Raw genomic sequence first — 17166 nt, forward strand, 5'->3', positions numbered from 1 at the left:
AATGAATTTACAACGAGTAAACGGATTGGCTTAGCGTTGAAACATTTTGTCGTTGCTTTTCAATTGCGTCGTATTCATTTGTTTGCCATCCTTTTGCTATTCTCTTTTACGGAAAAGACACGTGTTAAAAAAACTCCTTCCTATTATCTCTTTGAGCCTACTCTTTGGCTGTGCTCAACAAAATGATCGCGCTCAGCAATATCTTGATGGTGAGTTTCCTCAGATCCTCAATCAAGTGGATGTGGTTGAGTCTAACAAACCACGCGATTTTACTGAATTTAACAAGCAAGCTGAGCAAGTGGTGATAAAGTCACCATCCATGGCGAAGATGTACCAACCGCTATATCAACGATTAAGTGAGTGGGCGCAACAGAGCGGAGATACCAGTGCGTTGAGTGCGTTTGGCATTCAAGCCGCGCAATTGGGTGGTGGTGATAAAAAAGGTAATGTGTTGTTTACCGGATACTTCTCTCCCGTGATGGAACTGCGTCATACACCAAACGACATTTTTAAGTACCCAGTTTATGGCAAGCCAAACTGCTCATCAGATTGTCCGACTCGCGCGGAGATTTACAATGGAGCACTAGATGGACAAGGTTTGGTGCTAGGTTACGCGCCTAATCGTATCGACCCATTTATGATGGAAGTGCAAGGCAGTGGCTACGTGCATTTTGAAGATGATGATACGTTGGAGTACTTTGCGTACGCGGGTAAAAACAACAAAGCTTACGTCAGCATTGGCCGCATTTTGATTGAACGTGGTGAAGTGCCGCGTGAAAAAATGTCCCTCAAAGCAATCAAAGAGTGGGTGATGGACAACGACGATGCAACAGTACGCGAGTTGTTGGAGCAAAATCCTTCTTACGTTTTCTTTGCGCCAAAAGCAGAAGCGCCAGTAACAGGCTCGGCTGGTATTCCGTTGTTGCCAATGGCCGCTGTCGCGGGTGACCGTTCTATCTTACCAATGGGTACGCCAATCTTGGCGGAAGTGCCACTGTTGAATGCTGATGGTACGTGGAGTGGTGCGCATCAACTGCGAATGCTGATCGTTTTAGACACTGGTGGTGCGGTAAAACAGAACCATTTGGATCTGTATCATGGCATTGGTGCGAGAGCAGGAACGGAAGCAGGGCACTACAAGCATTTTGGTCGAGTGTGGAAACTTGGGTTAGAAAACTCACCAACTCAAGCGCCTTGGGCTTTACCGCCAGAAAAGCTACAATAGTCGTCCAAGAGAGAGGAACACTCTCTTATCTAGACATTTCATCAAAGAGTGCGTATAAATCGCACTCTTTGTTTTTCTATCGATCATCTGGACTTCAATATGCGTGAACTCGATACCCCAGCATCTGACAGCTACAATCAACGCTTTGGCGGCACTCGTCGTCTTTATGGCAACAGCGAAGTGGACATTCTTCGCGCTGCACACGTTTGTGTGATTGGTATTGGTGGCGTAGGTTCATGGGCGGTGGAAGCGCTGGCTCGTACGGGGATCGGTGAGCTAACTCTGATTGATATGGACGATGTTTGTGTCACGAACATTAACCGCCAAATTCATGCGATGACGGGCACCGTTGGCCAAAGCAAGATTGAAGTGATGGCCGAGCGTGTCAAATTGATCAACCCAGAGTGTAACGTCAATCTGATTGATGATTTCATCACGCCAGACAATCAACATGAGTACTTAAGCAAAGAGTTTGATTACGTGTTGGATGCCATTGACAGCGTAAAAGCGAAGGCGTCTTTGTTGGCGTATTGCCGCAGCAACAAGATCAAAGTGATCACTACGGGGGGCGCTGGTGGTCAGGTTGACCCAACGCAGATCATGGTCGCTGATTTAACGAAAACGATCCAAGATCCTCTAGCGAAGAAAATCAAAGACACTCTGCGTCGTCATCATAACTTCCCTAAGAACCCGGCTCGTAAGTTTGGTATTGATTGCGTATTTTCAACCGAGCAGCTGAAGTATCCTCAAGCAGATGGTTCAGTGTGTGGTGTAAAGTCGACAGCGGAAGGTCCAAAACGTATGGATTGTGCTAGCGGCTTTGGGGCGGCGACTGTCGTAACTGCAACGTTTGGCTTTGTCGCGGTATCGCGAATCGTTGAGAAGTTGATTTCAAAATATAAGCAGTAAACTAGAAGAAGAGCGCATCATGACAGATTTTCCCGTTTCTCCATTTGGTACAGATATCACCAGCGAAGACATTGTCGCGACTATGCAGCAATTTAAAGGCTGGGAAGATCGTTACCGTCAGGTTATTCAGTGGGGTAAAAAGCTGCCACAAATGCCAGAAGAGCTGAAATCAGAACAAGTTACCGTTTCGGGTTGTGAAAGCTTGGTGTGGTTAGTGAGCCAAGAGCAAGATGGCGTTTGGCATTTTTGTGCGGACTCCGATGCGCGTATCGTCCGTGGATTGATTGCCTTGGTGATGGCGGCTTATGACGGAAAAAAGGCCGATCAAATTCAAGCATTTGACATCGATGCTTATTTTGATCAACTGGGGCTTATTGCACATTTAAGCCCGTCACGTGGTAATGGCTTGAAAGCTATTGTAGAGCAGATTAAGCAAACCGCCGTGTAATGAGTCATTTTCCCAATTCTTAAAAAACGCCGAATAGCCTAGCTGTTTGGCGTTTTTTGTATCTGAGTTGAGACATCTTTTGCATATGGGTAAAAAATATGCAAATGGTCGACTATTTTAGCGCTAATTAACCATTCTATTGATCCTGGTTCATTATATTGCCCACTTGGTTTTTATAAACTCAATTGTATTTAAAATTTGTCTATATTAGATAATAGACATATGCCCCATTCGCTCCTATTCCCCAATGTGGAAACACACTTGGAAGCGATTGGGTTACTTAGATACAAATGCTAGGAACCTCCCTATATGCAATTCACCTTGGAACATGCGCAAGACGTGTTATCCGGAATGCCAGACCCCACTTTTATTCTGAGTGAAGATGGTATCTATATTGATGTTTTTGGAGGAACAGATAAAAAAGCCTATCACGATGGAAGTAATTTGATAGGTGAGACGCTGCACAGCGTACTTGAGAAAGATAAAGCTGACTGGTTTATCGAACAGATAAATCGGTCACTGAAACAAGACAGTATTGTGACGATCGAGTACAAGATGTGCGCCGACAGCATTCAGGGAATAGATGCTAACAGTGGGCCAAGAGGCGACCTATACTACGAAGGCAAGATCTGCCCACTCGCTATAAAATACCGAGGTCGTCGCGTTGTCCTTATTCTTACACGCAACATCTCCAATCGCCACCGAGTTGAAACCCTTCTTCGCCATCAAAGCCAAATTGATGCTCTTACCAACATCTACAATCGACGTGTCTTTTTCGAAAAGCTCACAGAAGAAGTTATTAAATCCCAAGCTCCGGATTATCACTCCGCGTTGTTATTATTTGATTTGGATTTTTTTAAAGTCATCAATGATAAACGTGGTCATGATGCGGGGGATTATGTCTTAGAGACGTTAGCTGATTTGGTTTCTCACTTACTCGTCAAAGACGAAATTTTTGCAAGAGTCGGAGGGGAGGAGTTTGCGATTATTTTGCCAGAAACTTCTCTGTCGGCGGCGAAAGAGGTAGGAGAGGAAGTACGTTCCCACATTCAAAATTGTCAGTTCGAATTTGAAAAGATTGAAATTCCGGTCACGGTGAGTGTAGGCGTGGTGGAAATAGGCAGAAATGAAACCACCAAACGTTTGTATGCGTATGCAGATAAAGCGCTTTATGCTGCGAAAAGAAATGGCAGAAATTGCGTGGCGACTCTGGATAGGCAGATGGAGTAACCTTGTTGGTTACTCCAAATCAAAACGTTGGCGTTATAGCATGTCGACGGCTTTTTCTACGGCGGCGATGAGTCTATCCACATCTTCAGCCGTGTTATAAATACCAAAAGAAACGCGTACCGTGCCTTTCACATTTAGTGCATCCATCAATGGGTGAGCGCAATGGTGCCCTGCTCGTACCGCAATGCCTTGTTGATCGAGCAGCGTCGCAATATCTTGGTGATGAACGCCGTCCATGACGAACGTTAGTACAGAAGCGTTCGGTTGGTAGCCTAGAATATGGATGTCATCCAAAGCGCTTAGTGCTTGATAGGCCTTATCCTGAAGCACATGGAGATGCTCCTCTACTTCGTGATGGTCAAAACCTTGGTACCACTCAATGGCTTTCGCTAGAGCAATCGCGCCCGCAACGTTTGGTGTGCCCGCTTCAAATTTACCAGGAAGTGCAGAAAACGTCGTTTTCTCGAACGAAACGCGTTCAACCATTTTACCACCGCCGTGCCATGGTGGCATGGCTTCCAAAAGTTCAAGCTTGCCGTATAAAACGCCAATACCTGCTGGCGCATAAAGTTTGTGACCTGAGAAAACGTAAAAATCGATATCTGATACCGATAAATCAAGCTGCTCATGGACGATGCCTTGAGCGCCATCAATCACAACAACCGCGCCAACGCTGTGCGCTAGTTCAGTGATTTTTTCGATAGGTTGTCGTGTGCCCGTGACGTTGGTGATTTGCGCACAAGCAACAATTTTACAGCGGTCAGACAGAAGCACCTTAAATGCGCTGATGTCGAACTGGCAATCTGATGTCATTGGAACTTTTATGACTTTGGCGCCCGTTTGCTCTGCCACGATTTGCCAAGGCACGATGTTAGCGTGGTGCTCCATCTCGCTAATCAAGATCTCATCACCCGGTTGTAACGTGCTGCGGGCGTAAGTCTGAGCAATTAAGTTCAGTGCTTCGGTTGCACCCCGTGTCCAAATGATCTCTTTAGAGCTGTTTGCACCAATAAAGTTTGCCACTCGTTCTCGTGCCGCTTCAAATTGGCTGGTGGCATTAGCCGTTAAACTATGACTGCCACGGTGAACATTGGCATTTTGCGCACTGTAGTAATGACTGATGACATCAATCACACATTGCGGTTTTTGCGTTGTCGCTGCGCTATCTAGATACACTAAGGGCGTATCGTTGACGGATTGGTTTAGAGCAGGAAATTGCTCACGTACAGCATTTACGTCAAACATTATTCTTCACCAAGCTTATGGTAATGCAGAGTAGGCAGAGGGATCATTGGTTCAGCAACTGACCATGCGTGTTTTTTACCTGAGAGTTGAATGATTACTTCCATTGCGAACTCTAAAGCAGTGCCCGGACCTTGACTGGTGATAAGGTTGTGGTTGATATCAAAGGTCACGCGTTTGCTGCGCCACTTCTCTTCCGGGATATGTGACTGAAAGCTCGGGTGACAGGTCATCAGTGATTGTGGGAAAAGATCATGGTGTTGCAATACTAACGCCGGTGCTGCGCAGATAGCAGCGACCAATTTTCCCTCATAGATGTGCTGCTTAAGGATTTCTATCATCACCGTGCTATCACGAAAAATTTCTGCACCACCAACACCACCAGAAAGCGCTATGGCGTCAAACTCATCATCAGCGATATCGACCAGCTTACAATCGGCTGTTAGTGTGACTCCGCGAGAAGCTTTCATCGTCAATGAGCCATCAAAAGCAGCACTCGCTACCGTAACGTCATAACCCGCGCGAACCATCATGTCGATAACGGTGACGGCTTCCATTTCTTCGGTGCCCGGAGCGATTGGCACTAAGATTTTCTTACTCATTGTTCTGTCCAGCTTTGTTCTATTTGTTTGATGCGTTGGTAAAGTTTTAAATTCTCAGGCGTATTGATGCGATGTTTCTCGGCAGCCTTTAACAAGTATCCGGTTATAAAATCAATTTCCGTTCGACGCTGATGGAATACGTCTTGTCTCATTGAAGAATAGTTCTCAGCTGTGGCGTTCACCACTTGCATTACCGTATCGAAAAGAGAGCGAAACTCGATAGCAATACCTTCTTTACTCATTACTTCAACCAGTTCTTGAGTGATGCTTTCGAGTTGTATCTTAAACTCGGGCTGCGCAAGCTCACCATTCTTACACTGGTGAATCGCAGTCAGTGGGTTAATCGCGCAGTTGATCGCTAACTTAGTCCATAACGCAGATTGGATGTGTGGATTCCAAATGGCCTCTGGAAGGGCATGATGCATAACATCTTGCAGAAAAGCGCACTGCATTCCTTTGTCATTATAACCACCCACTTGCGTTGTTCCGTGACCGGTATGCAGTACGTGTTGGTTATCTGGTTTGTATGCGCCGTGCGTCGTTGTGGCGAGCACTATCGGATTGTTTGGCAGAGCCTTCTCCACGCCAGCGGCGGTACCCATACCATTGTGCATCAGCATGATAATCGTGTCTGCGTTGATATGAGGCAGTAAAGGTTGAATGGCGTCTTCCAATTGCCAAGCTTTTACCGTGATCAAAATGAGATCCGCTTGATTTACGGAGGAAATATCTTGATTACTGAATACGATTGCGGGTGTATCATCCAACTGAAGTGATTGTTGGCTTTCAGAGCTTCTTCCCCACAATGAAACATTGTGCCCGGCAAGCTTAAATTTTGTTGCCCAGAGTGAGCCAACCGCACCTGGACCGAGGATAAGGATATTCACCAAACGCTCTCATTAAAAAGGTTTGCTGCAAGGATAATGAGGGAAAAAAGGAAAGCAAATAAAAATGGCGCCAAAAGGCGCCATTTTTGAGCAAACTTAGTGGTTCAATTAGAACTTGTAAGTTACAGCTAGGTAGTGGCCAAAGCCAGTTGACTTAAACCCATCAGTATCTTTGATACCGTACACGTCTTTGTAGCCTTTTAGACCGTAACCCACTGCGAAGCGGTCTGAGTGCCAGTAGATACCGTTGAACATTGCACCACCGTTTGACGCGGTTGAACCAAATTTGTTACCTGCATCATCATCCATACCGAATTGGTAATCGATGTAGCCTTGGTAAGAAATGAATGAACCGTTCTCGAAGAAGTAGAATGGTTTGAACCAGTTAGTCGAGATTTGGAAACCGTTCCAATCCTTTTTGTTGCCGTCGTAAGTGCCGTATAGGTTAACACCAACTTTACCAAACCAAGGAACCATTACGTCAGAACCTAGACCGATTTTTTGAGAGTTAACACCAGAGTTACCACCCCACTCGATTAGAGTTGCAACGTATAGTTCTTGAACAGGACCGAAAGATAGGTCTTTACCAGTTACCGCATCTAGAGACATACGTGGAGCGAATTTCATAAAGATCTTCTCTGCGCCAGCTTTGTCGCTACCTGGATCAGAAGTTAGGTTGAATACATCAACGTAGCCGTAAAGGTCGAAGATACCAGAGCGGCCGCCGAATTCCATTTCTAGGTAGTCGTGTGAAGACTCACCTGGAAGTTCGTCAAATGCACCCATTAGGTTAAATTGCATCCACTTGTAATCGTTTTTGTGGATATCGCCGTCAGAGTAATCTGCCGCCATAACTGGAGCTGAAGTAGCCGCTAGAAGGCTAAGAGCTAAAAGTGATTTACGCATAAGGGGACTCTCTATGTTTGTAATGATTCAGAACACGCAATCTGTGCTGCGCTTTCCAATTGGCGGGAATAATAGCGATAAAAATCCCAAATGAAAGTGATAAAGGGTGCAAAATTGAACGTTTTTGGTGAGTTGCATCACGAAATTATCTTTATTTACGGAACTTTTTGTTTGTTGCATTTGATTGCAATAAATGTGTGATTTAGATCGTTTGCGTAAGCGATTTTATGACTTTTTAAGCCAGTCGATTAACCAACATAAATCGTTAGTGATCGGAGTGATAAGGGATTCGTATGTATCGGTGAATCAAAGAGGACGTTTGAATGAAAGAAGTCATGTTATTCCCACTCACTTCAGTTGTACTCCCTGAAGGTAAAATGAATCTGCGCATTTTTGAGCCACGATATAAGCGAATGGTAAAGGAATGCAGCCTACAAAATGTGGGTTTTGGAGTTTGCCTAGTAGGTAGTGAAGGTGACCCTAAAGACGTGGGAAATGTTTCATCTATCGGAACTTTGGTCAGGATCGTTGATTTTGAAACACTTAGTGATGGTCTTCTTGGTATTACAGTCGCTGGTGAGAAACGCTTTGTTGTCAAACGAGTTCGTGCAGATGCGGACGGCTTACGCCATGCAGAGGTCGAATGGTTAGACAATTGGCAACATCCAGACAACTCACCAGATTTCTTCTATTTAAGCCAGCAGTTATCCCATGTTTATGAAGAGTTTCCTCAACTTGGAAACCTCTACCAGCATCGTTTTTACGATGACTCAGCTTGGGTGACCCAGCGCTGGCTTGAATTACTTCCTTTAGACTGCAATCTGTTCGAACAGCTCGTTGGCGCAGAGAACTGCATTCCTGCGTTGCAATTTCTGACAGAAGCCATAGAAGCCCCGACTAACAAAGAGGCAAGGATATGAAAGGATTTAGCAGAGCTGCGCTAACTATGGTGGCGGCATTAGGACTGGCGGCGTGTGGCTCCGACAGCGACACCATCGAGTATTCCAATTTGCAAGCAGTACATGCGTCTTCTGATGCGCCGCTTGCAAATGTGTGGATAAACGATAAATCATCATTGACAGGTGTTGATTATGGTATGGGTTCTGGTTACATGAAGTTACGTGAGGGCATGAACTCAATTCAAGTTGATGTTCAACTTCCAGGCGATGAAACCGCGACCGTAATACCTAAAACAGAACTAGACCTTGATTCAGACCTCAATTACAACGTGTTCGTTGTTGGTGATGCCAATGGTTCACCAAACCCAGTAGAACCTTTAGTTGTGACTCGCAGCGCCGATTCAATGGCTGATGCCAATAGTTTAGATGTTCAAGTTGTTCATGCAGCGTCTGGCGTTCCTGCCGTTGATCTCTACGTCACTGAGCCAGGGGCTGATCTTGCTAGCGCGACACCGCTTATGAATCTTGCATATAAAGCATCTACAGACGTATTGAACATCCCCGCTGGTGAGTACCAAGTTCGACTTGCTGTTGGGGATAGCGTTGCTTTTGACTCGGGCATAATATCTCTTGCTGCTAATTCAAACTTGACGATTGCCGCTATCAGTACCGGAGATTCAAATAGCACGTCACCGGTTAAGCTGTTGGTATTGGATGGTTCAGGATCTTCTATAATCGAGGATATGGGCAGTCAAGCTGAAGTAAGAGTTGGACATCTTGTCGATGGAGCGCCAATCGTCGATGTCAACGTTAACGGGGCGGCCTTCGGTCCTCTTGCCGACTTAGCGTTCAAAGAGATTCGTGGTTATTTGGATCTCGATGCTGGCGCTTACGATATTGACGTTTACGTGGATGGCACAACAACCAACCCTATTATCGATGTTGACGGATTAATGGTTGCGGGCGGAATGGATTACAGTGTTTACGCAGTCGGTGTTGTTAGCCCAGCGATTGATATCGAACCTCTAGTTGTTGAAGACATGAGACGTGCAGTGGCAACTAGCGCGACGCTGAATGTGACACATGCGGCGGCGAGTCCCGTAGCGGAAATGGTGGATATTTATCTCACTACAAGCGCTGGAATAGATGGAAGTGATCCAACTATTGCTAATTTTGCGTACAAAGATAGCGTTCAGGGATTATATGTCGCTGAAGGTACCTATTATGTAACCATGACAGTGGCAGGCGATCCAAGGACGGTTGCTGTTGATTCAGCACCTGTCAATGTGATGAATGGTGTTGTGTATCAGGTGGTTGCCATTGATGATGGGAACAACGGTGGCTTCAACTTGTTGGTTGATGACGTTACCGATTAGGACGAATGGGAGGAGATGACTCCTCCCTAAAATTAAGGCCGATTATGATGAGTGATAGCCCAAAAAAACTGGGGCGCAGTGATTGGAACGATTACATGGACAAAGTGAAGGCTCGAGATAAAGACGCGTTTGCTTTTGTATTCCGTTTTTACGCACCCAAGCTGAAGCAATTCGCTTACAAACATGTTGGTAATGAGCAAGTTGCTATGGAGATGGTGCAAGAGACCATGGCGACAGTTTGGCAGAAAGCGCACCTCTATGATGGGGAAAAGAGCGCGTTATCGACTTGGATATACACCATAATCCGAAACCTATGCTTTGATCTGTTAAGAAAGCAGAAAGGTAAGGAGTTGCACATTCATTCTGATGACATTTGGCCGTCAGAATATTATCCACCAGATCTTGTTGATCACTATTCACCAGAGCAAGACATGTTGAAAGAACAGGTGGTTAAATTTTTAGATATTTTACCGAAAAATCAGAGAGACGTTTTACAAGCGGTGTATCTTGAAGAGCTACCTCATCAGCAGGTCGCTGAATTATTTGATATACCCCTCGGTACCGTAAAATCCAGGCTGAGGCTTGCAGTAGAAAAGCTAAGGCATTCAATGCATACGGAGCAACTATGAACAAACACCCAGATAACAGCTTGTTAGAAGCATACGCTTCGGGAAGCATTGATGCAGTTTCTGGTCTTGTGGTCGCAACCCATTTAGAAACATGCACCAAGTGCCGAGCTTATGTGAACCAAGTCGAAGCCAGCCAAGCGAATATCGTGAGCGACATCCCCTCTGAATATGTCCCTGAATTCGATGATATGTTCAATGATATTATCAATGCGGAGCCAGCGACAGATAACATCGTTATCCGAGATCCTGCCGCAGTGAATGTTGCAGGAAAGAGCTTTGAGCTTCCCAAAACCTTAGCGCGTTTCTCTGACCTTGTAGGGTCATGGAGAAGTTACGGAGGCAAGGTTTTCAGTGCTCAGATTGATCTAGGGGAAGATGCTCGTGTTAGCTTAATGTACATCGGAGAAGATGTGCAAATCCCTCAACATACGCACAAAGGCTTAGAATCTACATTGATCCTACATGGTGGGTTTAGTGATGAGGATGGCCAATATGAAGAGGGCGATTTGATGATTAGAGACGCGTCAGTGAAGCACAGCCCTTACACTAAGGCCGGAGAAGATTGCTTGTGTTTAACCGTACTGACTGAGCCGATGATCTTTACTCAAGGTGTGGCACGTATATTTAATATGTTTGGCAAAGGGCTATACCCATAGACCTCTTATCTTATATCTCGCAAAACAAAAACCACCGAATTCGGTGGTTTTTTGATGCGCTTCTTAGTGCTTGTGACGTGCCTTTTCCAATAGAGCATCAAAGTAATGTCGTAGCGAGTACAACATAATCAAGCTTGGCACGACCATTACAGCGGTAAGCACAAAGAACGTGCTCCAGTCATTGAGGTAGTCCACCAGTTCTCCACTGAAAGAAGCAAGAGTCGTTCGTCCGAAGTTGCCCAAAGATGCAAGCAACGCATACTGAGTTGCCGAGAATGCTTGTCCGGTTAGAATCGTCAAAAATGAAACAAAAGCGACAGTTGAGAAAGCAGTCGTAAAGTTATCGACAATAATGGTTGCTAAATACAGGTGCTCATTTGGGCCTACCGATGCAATCCAAGCAAACATCAAGTTGCTGGCAGACATAGCAATACCACCGATCATTAATCCACGTACAATACCAAACCTGACGTTGAACATGCTTCCGACAAAGGTAAAGAAGATAGTGGCTCCCCATCCGATCAGTTTGGAGTAATAACCAATTTGTTCGTTACTAAAACCAATATCTTTATAGAACGCGATCGACATCCTGCCTAAAAACGCTTCGCCAATTTTGAATAGGAAAACGAACAGCAAAAGAGTAATCGCGACACGGACGCCATTGCGATTAAAGAAGTCAAGGAAAGGTTCTACAACAGTCACAGTAAACCAAGCCACGACTTTTGAACCAACCACTTCTTTGTGGCGTTGTTCAGCGGCAGATTGAAGTTGTTCGCGTTGAGTCTTAGGCTCTCCGACTAAAATCGTAAAGACCATTAGAATACCGACTATCACCGCCATCCCGTAATACACGCCATTCCAACCGACACTATCAGCATTAACAAACGCTAAATAACCTGGTAATGAATAACCTGTCCACCAGCCAATAACTGCCATTGCAGAAGCTTGTGGCAGCTTAGATTCTTCTGATTTTGGGAAAGTATCAATACGAAAAGCATCAATCGCAATGTCTTGTGTGGCTGATGCGGTTGCAATACACAAGGCGAGTAGAGACGCAAACACCAAGTTCTCTGCTGGATTCACGCCCGCAATAAATACCGTCGCGACGAGTACAATACTTTGACAGAAGAAAATCCAGCTACGCCTTTGTCCAAGTAGTCGATAGAGCACTGGTAGCTTCACCCGGTCTACGAGTGGCGCCCAGAGAAAGTTAATTGCATAAACCGCAAAGACACTACCAAAGTAGCCTATTGCGGATAGGGTCAAACCAGCGTCTTTTAGCCAGCCAGACATATTTGAACCGATAAGTACCCACGGAAAGCCGCTAGAGCAGCCCAACATGAAAACCCACATGAGTCGTTTATCGAGGTAACTTTTTACCGTTTCCAACCAAGTGATGGAAGGTAATGAAGACATAAATCAATCCAATAAAATGAAGCCGTTGAAAGAGAAAGCCCTTCGATTATTCAAAAGGGCTTATCGTTTTGGCTATTTAAGTAGTGTTGCTTTAGTGATGACGATTTGAGTCTCGGGAACATCACGCATACCGCGAGTCGTCTTAGTTGGCTGTTTTGCCATTTTTTGGATAATGTCGAATCCTTCCGTGACCTCGCCAAATACCGCATAACCCGGTGGACGAGCGCCGTAGTTTAGAAAATCATTGTCGACTAAATTGATAAAAAACTGACGAGTAGCAGAGTCAGGCGCGTTGGTGCGCGCCATTGCAATCGTCGCACGGTCGTTATTTAAACCGTTATTACCCTCGTTTTTGATTGGAGCGTAAGTCTTCACCATTTGCATATCTTGGTTAAAGCCACCACCTTGCGCCATAAAGCCTGGAATAACGCGGTGAAAAATAGTGCCTTCATAGCTACCGTCTTCTACATATTTTAGGAAGTTCGCTACCGTAATCGGCGCTTTCTCTTCATTCAGTTCGACAGTAAATGAACCTAACGTTGTTTCAAACGCCACTTTTGGTCCAGCCCAAACGCTGCAGCTGAGTAGCGCGAGAGAAAGAATTGCCTTGCGTAACATTAGAAACGCTCCTGCATGTATTGACGAAGCTCAGGATCATTGGCAATTTCTTTAAGTGTTAATGTCACTACATCATTCAGTGTTTGCTCAATGTCGGCATCAGACGCACTCAATGTGCCAGAACGCTTCGCAGTGCCTGTGTAAGTTTTGACCAGTTTACCTTCTGGTGTTTCTGCGGTGATTTCAAGCACGACTTTCGCATCCATCTCATTTTCCATCACCGAATGTTTTACGTTAACTAATGCTTCTTGAACGTTTAATTCAATTGCATTGTTGCTGTTTAGATCGGCATGGAAGCCTTGAGATGAAAACTGCTTCTCTAATGCTTCTTCTAACGCAATACGTAAATTCTGTTTAGCATGAAGAGGAAGAATGTTCGAACGGCCGTTATCCACCAACGCCACGTACTGCGCTGCACGTACATCTTTGCTGGTCAAACTGTAAGTCTTGCCTTGAACAATTGGATTGGTGCTCAGTGTGCTTTCTGGCATCAAATTCAGCTGAGGCTGTTGAGGCGCTGAACACGCAGCAAGCAACGCAACCGAAGCCGCAAGTACCAATTTTCTCATTTTATTATTCCTTTTAACTATTTTGCTAAAGCTTATTTTGCGCTTAATTTAGCAGGATTTTTTGTGGCCTGTAAAATCACAAACTTATTGTTGGAAGCGATAAGTTTCACATTCTTATCGCCAAACAGCCGTTTTAGTTTTGCGTCGTAACCAAGATGACGATTTCCAATCACCAGTAACTTACCACCTTCACTTAATACTTGCTTTGCATCACAGAACATTTGCCAAGCAATATGATCGGTGATTGCCTGCTGTTGGTGAAAGGGTGGGTTACACATAATCATAGAGCAGCTGTTGTGTTTAAAACCGTCCAAACAATTGTTTGCAACACACTGTATGTCTCTATCTTCACCAAGGTTATCTAGCAGGTTCTGCTTCGCGGACTCAAGCGCCATAAAGCTTTCATCAACACATGTTAATCGAGCATTCGGATTCAGCTGACCAAACTTCACAGACAGAACACCATTACCGCAACCGAGATCGATAACATTATCTATCAATGGGTCTTGAGGTAGGTGCTGCAGCATAAAACGCGCACCTAAATCTAAGCTTTCTCCTGAATAGACATTTGGCATGTTCTTGAGTTCGATATCTTCGCCATCAACGCGCCAAGTCGTGAAAGGGCTTACTTCAATTGTTGGGTCAACCGTTGCTTGAGCAAATACCAATCGGTGCTTTTTCCAGGCCAGAGATGTTTTTGTCTCACCCAAATATTTTTCAAACAGTTTTAGCGTTGAAGTATGAATGTCTTTCGCTTTATTAACTGCAATGACGGGGCAGGATGCAGGCAGTGCTTTTCTTAACTGACTGAGTATCCAAACGAGGTGACGGTTACTTTTTGGCAGTTGCAGCAATACGAGTTCAGTATTGGAAGGTACGGGGTCCATCGTGGTTGCAAACGCTACCTTATTGCACTGGTTTTGCTCAAGGTTCTGCTGCACACCTTTATGAGAAATGAATGAATCACTCATTAGCGTTACATGGTGCTTTTCTGAAAACCAGCAGGAGAGGGCACCAAAGCTGTCATTAATCACGAGGATGTTTTGATTGTCTGGCAAAGCAAGTTCTTCAACATGATTAATAAGATACTCATCACCGGCATCCCACGCTTGTAGAGTTTCATTGCTGCGTTTTGGGAAACGATGAAGTGTTAAGCTTCGCTCGTGAAGATTCAGTTCGGTTTTCATAGCTAAATGTAAGTTGATTTAGAAATTAAGTGTTATTGTCGCAAATGATGACGTGTCGAGATACAAAAAGCTGTCAAATTTTACGTGTTCAGTGGTGGTCGCTCTCTAGGCATGTTCATAGCGTCAAGCGCTTTGAAATCAGTTGAACGTAAAATGCATCAATAATGAGAGTGATGTTTGAGTGATACACGTCTGCTTTACTTAGGTATATACTTATGGAATTCGCATCAATGAGGAACGAATATGATCCAAGAAATCATAGAGAAGAAACTACACAGTGAGCTGCAACCAAGCTATCTCAAAGTGATTAATGAGAGCTACATGCATAATGTGCCACCAAGCTCGGAGAGTCACTTCAAAGTGATTGTTGTGAGTGATTCGTTCGCGGGACAGCGTTTGATTGGACGCCATCGCCAAGTTCATCAAATTTTGGCAGATGAGCTAGATAACCACATTCATGCACTAGCTATTCATACATACACTGATGAAGAGTGGAAGCGTGAACAAGATGGCGCTCCTGATAGCCCTATGTGTATGGGTGGCGGTCACTAAAGACGCAAAATATAAAGGTGCAGAGAAAAGGTGGCTAAGGCCATCTTTTTTCGTTTTACATTCTTTAGGGGCATTGATGTGGCACAAATTCTGGTTAAAAAATGTGTTAACAGTGTTTCAACAAATGAATGGAAATTGCAGGATATTTCAGGCGATGAATATGACTTTTCCATAAGATATGTATGGAATATGGCATTTGTGCGATCGGTCAAAGTTATGACTATTCTTTGACCTTTTAGACCTGATTCTACCGAAATAACCCCTCTATTCTAATGATTGGTCATGGCATCAAGTTCCTAAAAAATGCTAGACTACGGCACCTGATAAATCTCGCGTATTCCTTGTGACGAGATTTTTAATAGGATGTTGCGATTTTGATGTTTAAAACAACATCAAAACCGGACACTGATGTCGTGTCTAAAAGTTACGCAATCAAAAGAATCTTTTTCCCGATAAAAGTAGTGCAAGTGCGTATGATTACAATAAAGAAGGGCTTGGATCTTCCTATCGCAGGAACTCCATCCCAGGTGATTAATGATGGTAAGACCATCAAAAAAGTCGCCTTGCTTGGCGAAGAGTACGTTGGCATGCGTCCTACCATGCATGTCCGCGTTGGTGATGAAGTGAAAAAAGCGCAAGTTCTTTTTGAAGATAAAAAGAACCCTGGCGTGAAATTTACTGCACCAGCAGCCGGTAAAGTGATCGAAGTTAACCGTGGCGCTAAACGTGTCCTTCAATCTGTAGTGATTGAAGTGGCAGGTGAAGAGCAGGTGACATTTGATAAGTTCGAAGCCGCTCAACTTTCAGGTCTAGATCGTGAAGTGATCAAGACTCAGTTGGTTGACTCTGGCCTATGGACCGCTTTACGTACTCGTCCGTTTAGCAAGGTTCCTGCAATCGAGTCTTCTACTAAGGCTATTTTCGTAACTGCAATGGATACTAATCCACTAGCAGCTAAGCCTGAGTTGATCATTAATGAGCAACAAGAAGCATTCATTGCTGGTCTAGACATTCTTTCAGCCCTGACAGAAGGCAAGGTTTACGTATGTAAATCTGGCACTAGTTTGCCACGCTCTTCACAGTCTAACGTAGAAGAACACGTCTTCGATGGCCCTCACCCAGCAGGTCTTGCTGGCACCCACATGCATTTCCTATACCCAGTGAATGCAGAAAATGTGGCATGGAGCATCAACTACCAAGACGTTATCGCGTTCGGTAAGCTGTTCCTAACTGGTGAGCTATACACAGATCGTGTTGTGTCTCTAGCTGGTCCAGTTGTGAATAACCCTCGTCTAGTTCGTACCGTAATCGGTGCAAGCTTGGATGACCTAACAGATAACGAGCTGATGCCTGGCGAAGTTCGTGTGATTTCTGGTTCTGTACTGACAGGTACACATGCAACTGGTCCACACGCATACCTTGGCCGTTACCATCAACAGGTTTCTGTATTACGTGAAGGCCGTGAGAAAGAACTATTTGGCTGGGCAATGCCTGGTAAGAATAAGTTCTCGGTAACTCGCTCTTTCCTTGGTCACGTATTCAAAGGTCAGTTGTTCAATATGACAACGACGACCAATGGTAGTGATCGTTCAATGGTTCCAATTGGCAACTACGAACGCGTAATGCCTCTAGATATGGAGCCTACTCTGCTGCTTCGTGATCTATGTGCAGGTGATACAGACAGTGCTCAAGCACTGGGTGCGCTTGAACTGGATGAAGAAGATCTAGCATTGTGTACCTTTGTATGTCCAGGTAAGTACGAGTACGGTACGTTACTTCGTGAATGCCTAGATACTATCGAGAAGGAAGGGTAAT

The 17166-nt window shown here is 44.7% G+C and carries 18 protein-coding genes; 10 read left to right on the top strand and 8 right to left on the bottom strand.

The window, feature by feature from the left end; translation table 11 throughout:
• Positions 1–121: 121 nt before the first annotated feature.
• From mltA to MTR11_RS19025, 4 genes are all read left to right on the top strand, one after another.
• Positions 122–1225: a murein transglycosylase A gene (gene mltA, locus MTR11_RS19010; protein ID WP_012841480.1), complete on the top strand. Its 1104-nt coding sequence runs from the start codon at positions 122–124 to the stop codon at positions 1223–1225.
• Positions 1226–1324: 99 nt separating this feature from the next.
• Positions 1325–2134, top strand: coding sequence for a tRNA cyclic N6-threonylcarbamoyladenosine(37) synthase TcdA (tcdA, locus tag MTR11_RS19015; protein ID WP_243328207.1), 810 nt, complete (start codon positions 1325–1327; stop codon positions 2132–2134).
• 19 nt (positions 2135–2153) lie between these two features.
• Entirely contained in the window at positions 2154–2582 is a 429-nt protein-coding gene (gene csdE / locus MTR11_RS19020; protein WP_124008446.1) for a cysteine desulfurase sulfur acceptor subunit CsdE, read from the top strand.
• Positions 2583–2891: 309 nt separating this feature from the next.
• Positions 2892–3812, top strand: coding sequence for a GGDEF domain-containing protein (locus MTR11_RS19025; protein WP_243328208.1), 921 nt, complete (start codon positions 2892–2894; stop codon positions 3810–3812).
• A gap of 33 nt (positions 3813–3845) precedes the next feature.
• Here MTR11_RS19025 and csdA read toward each other — a convergent pair whose 3' ends face one another.
• The 4 genes from csdA to MTR11_RS19045 all read right to left on the bottom strand — a co-directional run bounded on the left by csdA (position 3846) and on the right by MTR11_RS19045 (position 7449).
• Positions 3846–5057 (bottom strand): cysteine desulfurase CsdA, encoded by a 1212-nt coding sequence (gene csdA / locus MTR11_RS19030; protein ID WP_243328209.1) that lies wholly within the window; start codon positions 5055–5057, stop codon positions 3846–3848.
• Positions 5057–5656: a DJ-1 family glyoxalase III gene (locus MTR11_RS19035; protein ID WP_006742560.1), complete on the bottom strand. Its 600-nt coding sequence runs from the start codon at positions 5654–5656 to the stop codon at positions 5057–5059. The genes csdA and MTR11_RS19035 overlap by 1 nt, the downstream gene beginning before the upstream one ends.
• The gene (panE, locus tag MTR11_RS19040; RefSeq protein ID WP_243328210.1) at positions 5653–6543 is read right to left on the bottom strand and encodes a 2-dehydropantoate 2-reductase; all 891 of its coding nucleotides are present in this window, start codon (positions 6541–6543) and stop codon (positions 5653–5655) included. Before panE ends, MTR11_RS19035 begins: the two co-directional genes overlap by 4 nt.
• A 108-nt stretch (positions 6544–6651) precedes the next feature.
• On the bottom strand, positions 6652–7449 hold the full coding sequence (locus MTR11_RS19045; protein ID WP_005385292.1) for an outer membrane protein OmpK: 798 nt from the start codon (positions 7447–7449) through the stop codon (positions 6652–6654).
• A 323-nt stretch (positions 7450–7772) separates the two neighbouring features.
• On the opposite strand from MTR11_RS19045, the gene MTR11_RS19050 reads away from it, so the two are divergent.
• The 4 genes from MTR11_RS19050 to MTR11_RS19065 are packed head-to-tail and all read left to right on the top strand — an operon-like array spanning position 7773 to position 11009.
• Positions 7773–8369, top strand: a complete 597-nt coding sequence (locus MTR11_RS19050) for an LON peptidase substrate-binding domain-containing protein (protein WP_005380253.1) — start codon at positions 7773–7775, stop codon at positions 8367–8369.
• On the top strand, positions 8366–9724 hold the full coding sequence (locus MTR11_RS19055; protein WP_243328211.1) for a DUF4397 domain-containing protein: 1359 nt from the start codon (positions 8366–8368) through the stop codon (positions 9722–9724). The genes MTR11_RS19050 and MTR11_RS19055 overlap by 4 nt, the downstream gene beginning before the upstream one ends.
• A 44-nt stretch (positions 9725–9768) precedes the next feature.
• Positions 9769–10353, top strand: a complete 585-nt coding sequence (locus MTR11_RS19060) for an RNA polymerase sigma factor (RefSeq protein WP_005380255.1) — start codon at positions 9769–9771, stop codon at positions 10351–10353.
• Positions 10350–11009, top strand: coding sequence for a ChrR family anti-sigma-E factor (locus MTR11_RS19065; RefSeq protein WP_048625904.1), 660 nt, complete (start codon positions 10350–10352; stop codon positions 11007–11009). The genes MTR11_RS19060 and MTR11_RS19065 overlap by 4 nt, the downstream gene beginning before the upstream one ends.
• A 63-nt stretch (positions 11010–11072) precedes the next feature.
• Here MTR11_RS19065 and MTR11_RS19070 read toward each other — a convergent pair whose 3' ends face one another.
• The 4 genes from MTR11_RS19070 to MTR11_RS19085 all read right to left on the bottom strand — a co-directional run bounded on the left by MTR11_RS19070 (position 11073) and on the right by MTR11_RS19085 (position 14799).
• On the bottom strand, positions 11073–12425 hold the full coding sequence (locus MTR11_RS19070; protein ID WP_006742554.1) for an AmpG family muropeptide MFS transporter: 1353 nt from the start codon (positions 12423–12425) through the stop codon (positions 11073–11075).
• 72 nt (positions 12426–12497) lie between these two features.
• Positions 12498–13043, bottom strand: coding sequence for a peptidylprolyl isomerase (locus MTR11_RS19075; RefSeq protein WP_176320099.1), 546 nt, complete (start codon positions 13041–13043; stop codon positions 12498–12500).
• On the bottom strand, positions 13043–13612 hold the full coding sequence (locus MTR11_RS19080; RefSeq protein WP_012841484.1) for a YajG family lipoprotein: 570 nt from the start codon (positions 13610–13612) through the stop codon (positions 13043–13045). Before MTR11_RS19080 ends, MTR11_RS19075 begins: the two co-directional genes overlap by 1 nt.
• Positions 13613–13644: 32 nt before the next feature.
• Positions 13645–14799 carry a methyltransferase gene (locus MTR11_RS19085; protein WP_243328212.1) on the bottom strand — a complete coding sequence of 385 codons (1155 nt, stop codon included), beginning with the start codon at positions 14797–14799 and terminating at the stop codon, positions 13645–13647.
• A 243-nt stretch (positions 14800–15042) separates the two neighbouring features.
• Here MTR11_RS19085 and bolA point away from each other — a divergent pair, with 243 nt between their 5' ends.
• Positions 15043–15351, top strand: a complete 309-nt coding sequence (gene bolA, locus MTR11_RS19090) for a transcriptional regulator BolA (RefSeq protein ID WP_145473557.1) — start codon at positions 15043–15045, stop codon at positions 15349–15351.
• A 473-nt stretch (positions 15352–15824) separates the two neighbouring features.
• Positions 15825–17165 carry a Na(+)-translocating NADH-quinone reductase subunit A gene (locus MTR11_RS19095; protein WP_041853022.1) on the top strand — a complete coding sequence of 447 codons (1341 nt, stop codon included), beginning with the start codon at positions 15825–15827 and terminating at the stop codon, positions 17163–17165.
• Position 17166 lies beyond the last annotated feature (1 nt).

Origin of the sequence: Vibrio sp. CCB-PB317 (genome assembly GCF_022808245.1) — a bacterium.
GTDB classification, from domain to species: Bacteria; Pseudomonadota; Gammaproteobacteria; order Enterobacterales; family Vibrionaceae; genus Vibrio; species Vibrio diabolicus.

Bases quoted from the DNA above. Each gene is read 5' to 3' on its own strand.
- tcdA (WP_243328207.1), top strand. From the start codon at position 1,325: ATGCGTGAACTCGATACCCCAGCATCTGACAGCTACAATCAACGCTTT.
- csdE (WP_124008446.1), top strand. From the start codon at position 2,154: ATGACAGATTTTCCCGTTTCTCCATTTGGTACAGATATCACCAGCGAA.
- MTR11_RS19025 (WP_243328208.1), top strand. From the start codon at position 2,892: ATGCAATTCACCTTGGAACATGCGCAAGACGTGTTATCCGGAATGCCA.
- csdA (WP_243328209.1), bottom strand. From the start codon at position 5,057: ATGTTTGACGTAAATGCTGTACGTGAGCAATTTCCTGCTCTAAACCAA.
- MTR11_RS19035 (WP_006742560.1), bottom strand. From the start codon at position 5,656: ATGAGTAAGAAAATCTTAGTGCCAATCGCTCCGGGCACCGAAGAAATG.
- MTR11_RS19045 (WP_005385292.1), bottom strand. From the start codon at position 7,449: ATGCGTAAATCACTTTTAGCTCTTAGCCTTCTAGCGGCTACTTCAGCT.
- MTR11_RS19050 (WP_005380253.1), top strand. From the start codon at position 7,773: ATGAAAGAAGTCATGTTATTCCCACTCACTTCAGTTGTACTCCCTGAA.
- MTR11_RS19055 (WP_243328211.1), top strand. From the start codon at position 8,366: ATGAAAGGATTTAGCAGAGCTGCGCTAACTATGGTGGCGGCATTAGGA.
- MTR11_RS19060 (WP_005380255.1), top strand. From the start codon at position 9,769: ATGATGAGTGATAGCCCAAAAAAACTGGGGCGCAGTGATTGGAACGAT.
- MTR11_RS19065 (WP_048625904.1), top strand. From the start codon at position 10,350: ATGAACAAACACCCAGATAACAGCTTGTTAGAAGCATACGCTTCGGGA.
- MTR11_RS19070 (WP_006742554.1), bottom strand. From the start codon at position 12,425: ATGTCTTCATTACCTTCCATCACTTGGTTGGAAACGGTAAAAAGTTAC.
- MTR11_RS19075 (WP_176320099.1), bottom strand. From the start codon at position 13,043: ATGTTACGCAAGGCAATTCTTTCTCTCGCGCTACTCAGCTGCAGCGTT.
- MTR11_RS19080 (WP_012841484.1), bottom strand. From the start codon at position 13,612: ATGAGAAAATTGGTACTTGCGGCTTCGGTTGCGTTGCTTGCTGCGTGT.
- MTR11_RS19085 (WP_243328212.1), bottom strand. From the start codon at position 14,799: ATGAAAACCGAACTGAATCTTCACGAGCGAAGCTTAACACTTCATCGT.
- bolA (WP_145473557.1), top strand. From the start codon at position 15,043: ATGATCCAAGAAATCATAGAGAAGAAACTACACAGTGAGCTGCAACCA.
- MTR11_RS19095 (WP_041853022.1), top strand. From the start codon at position 15,825: ATGATTACAATAAAGAAGGGCTTGGATCTTCCTATCGCAGGAACTCCA.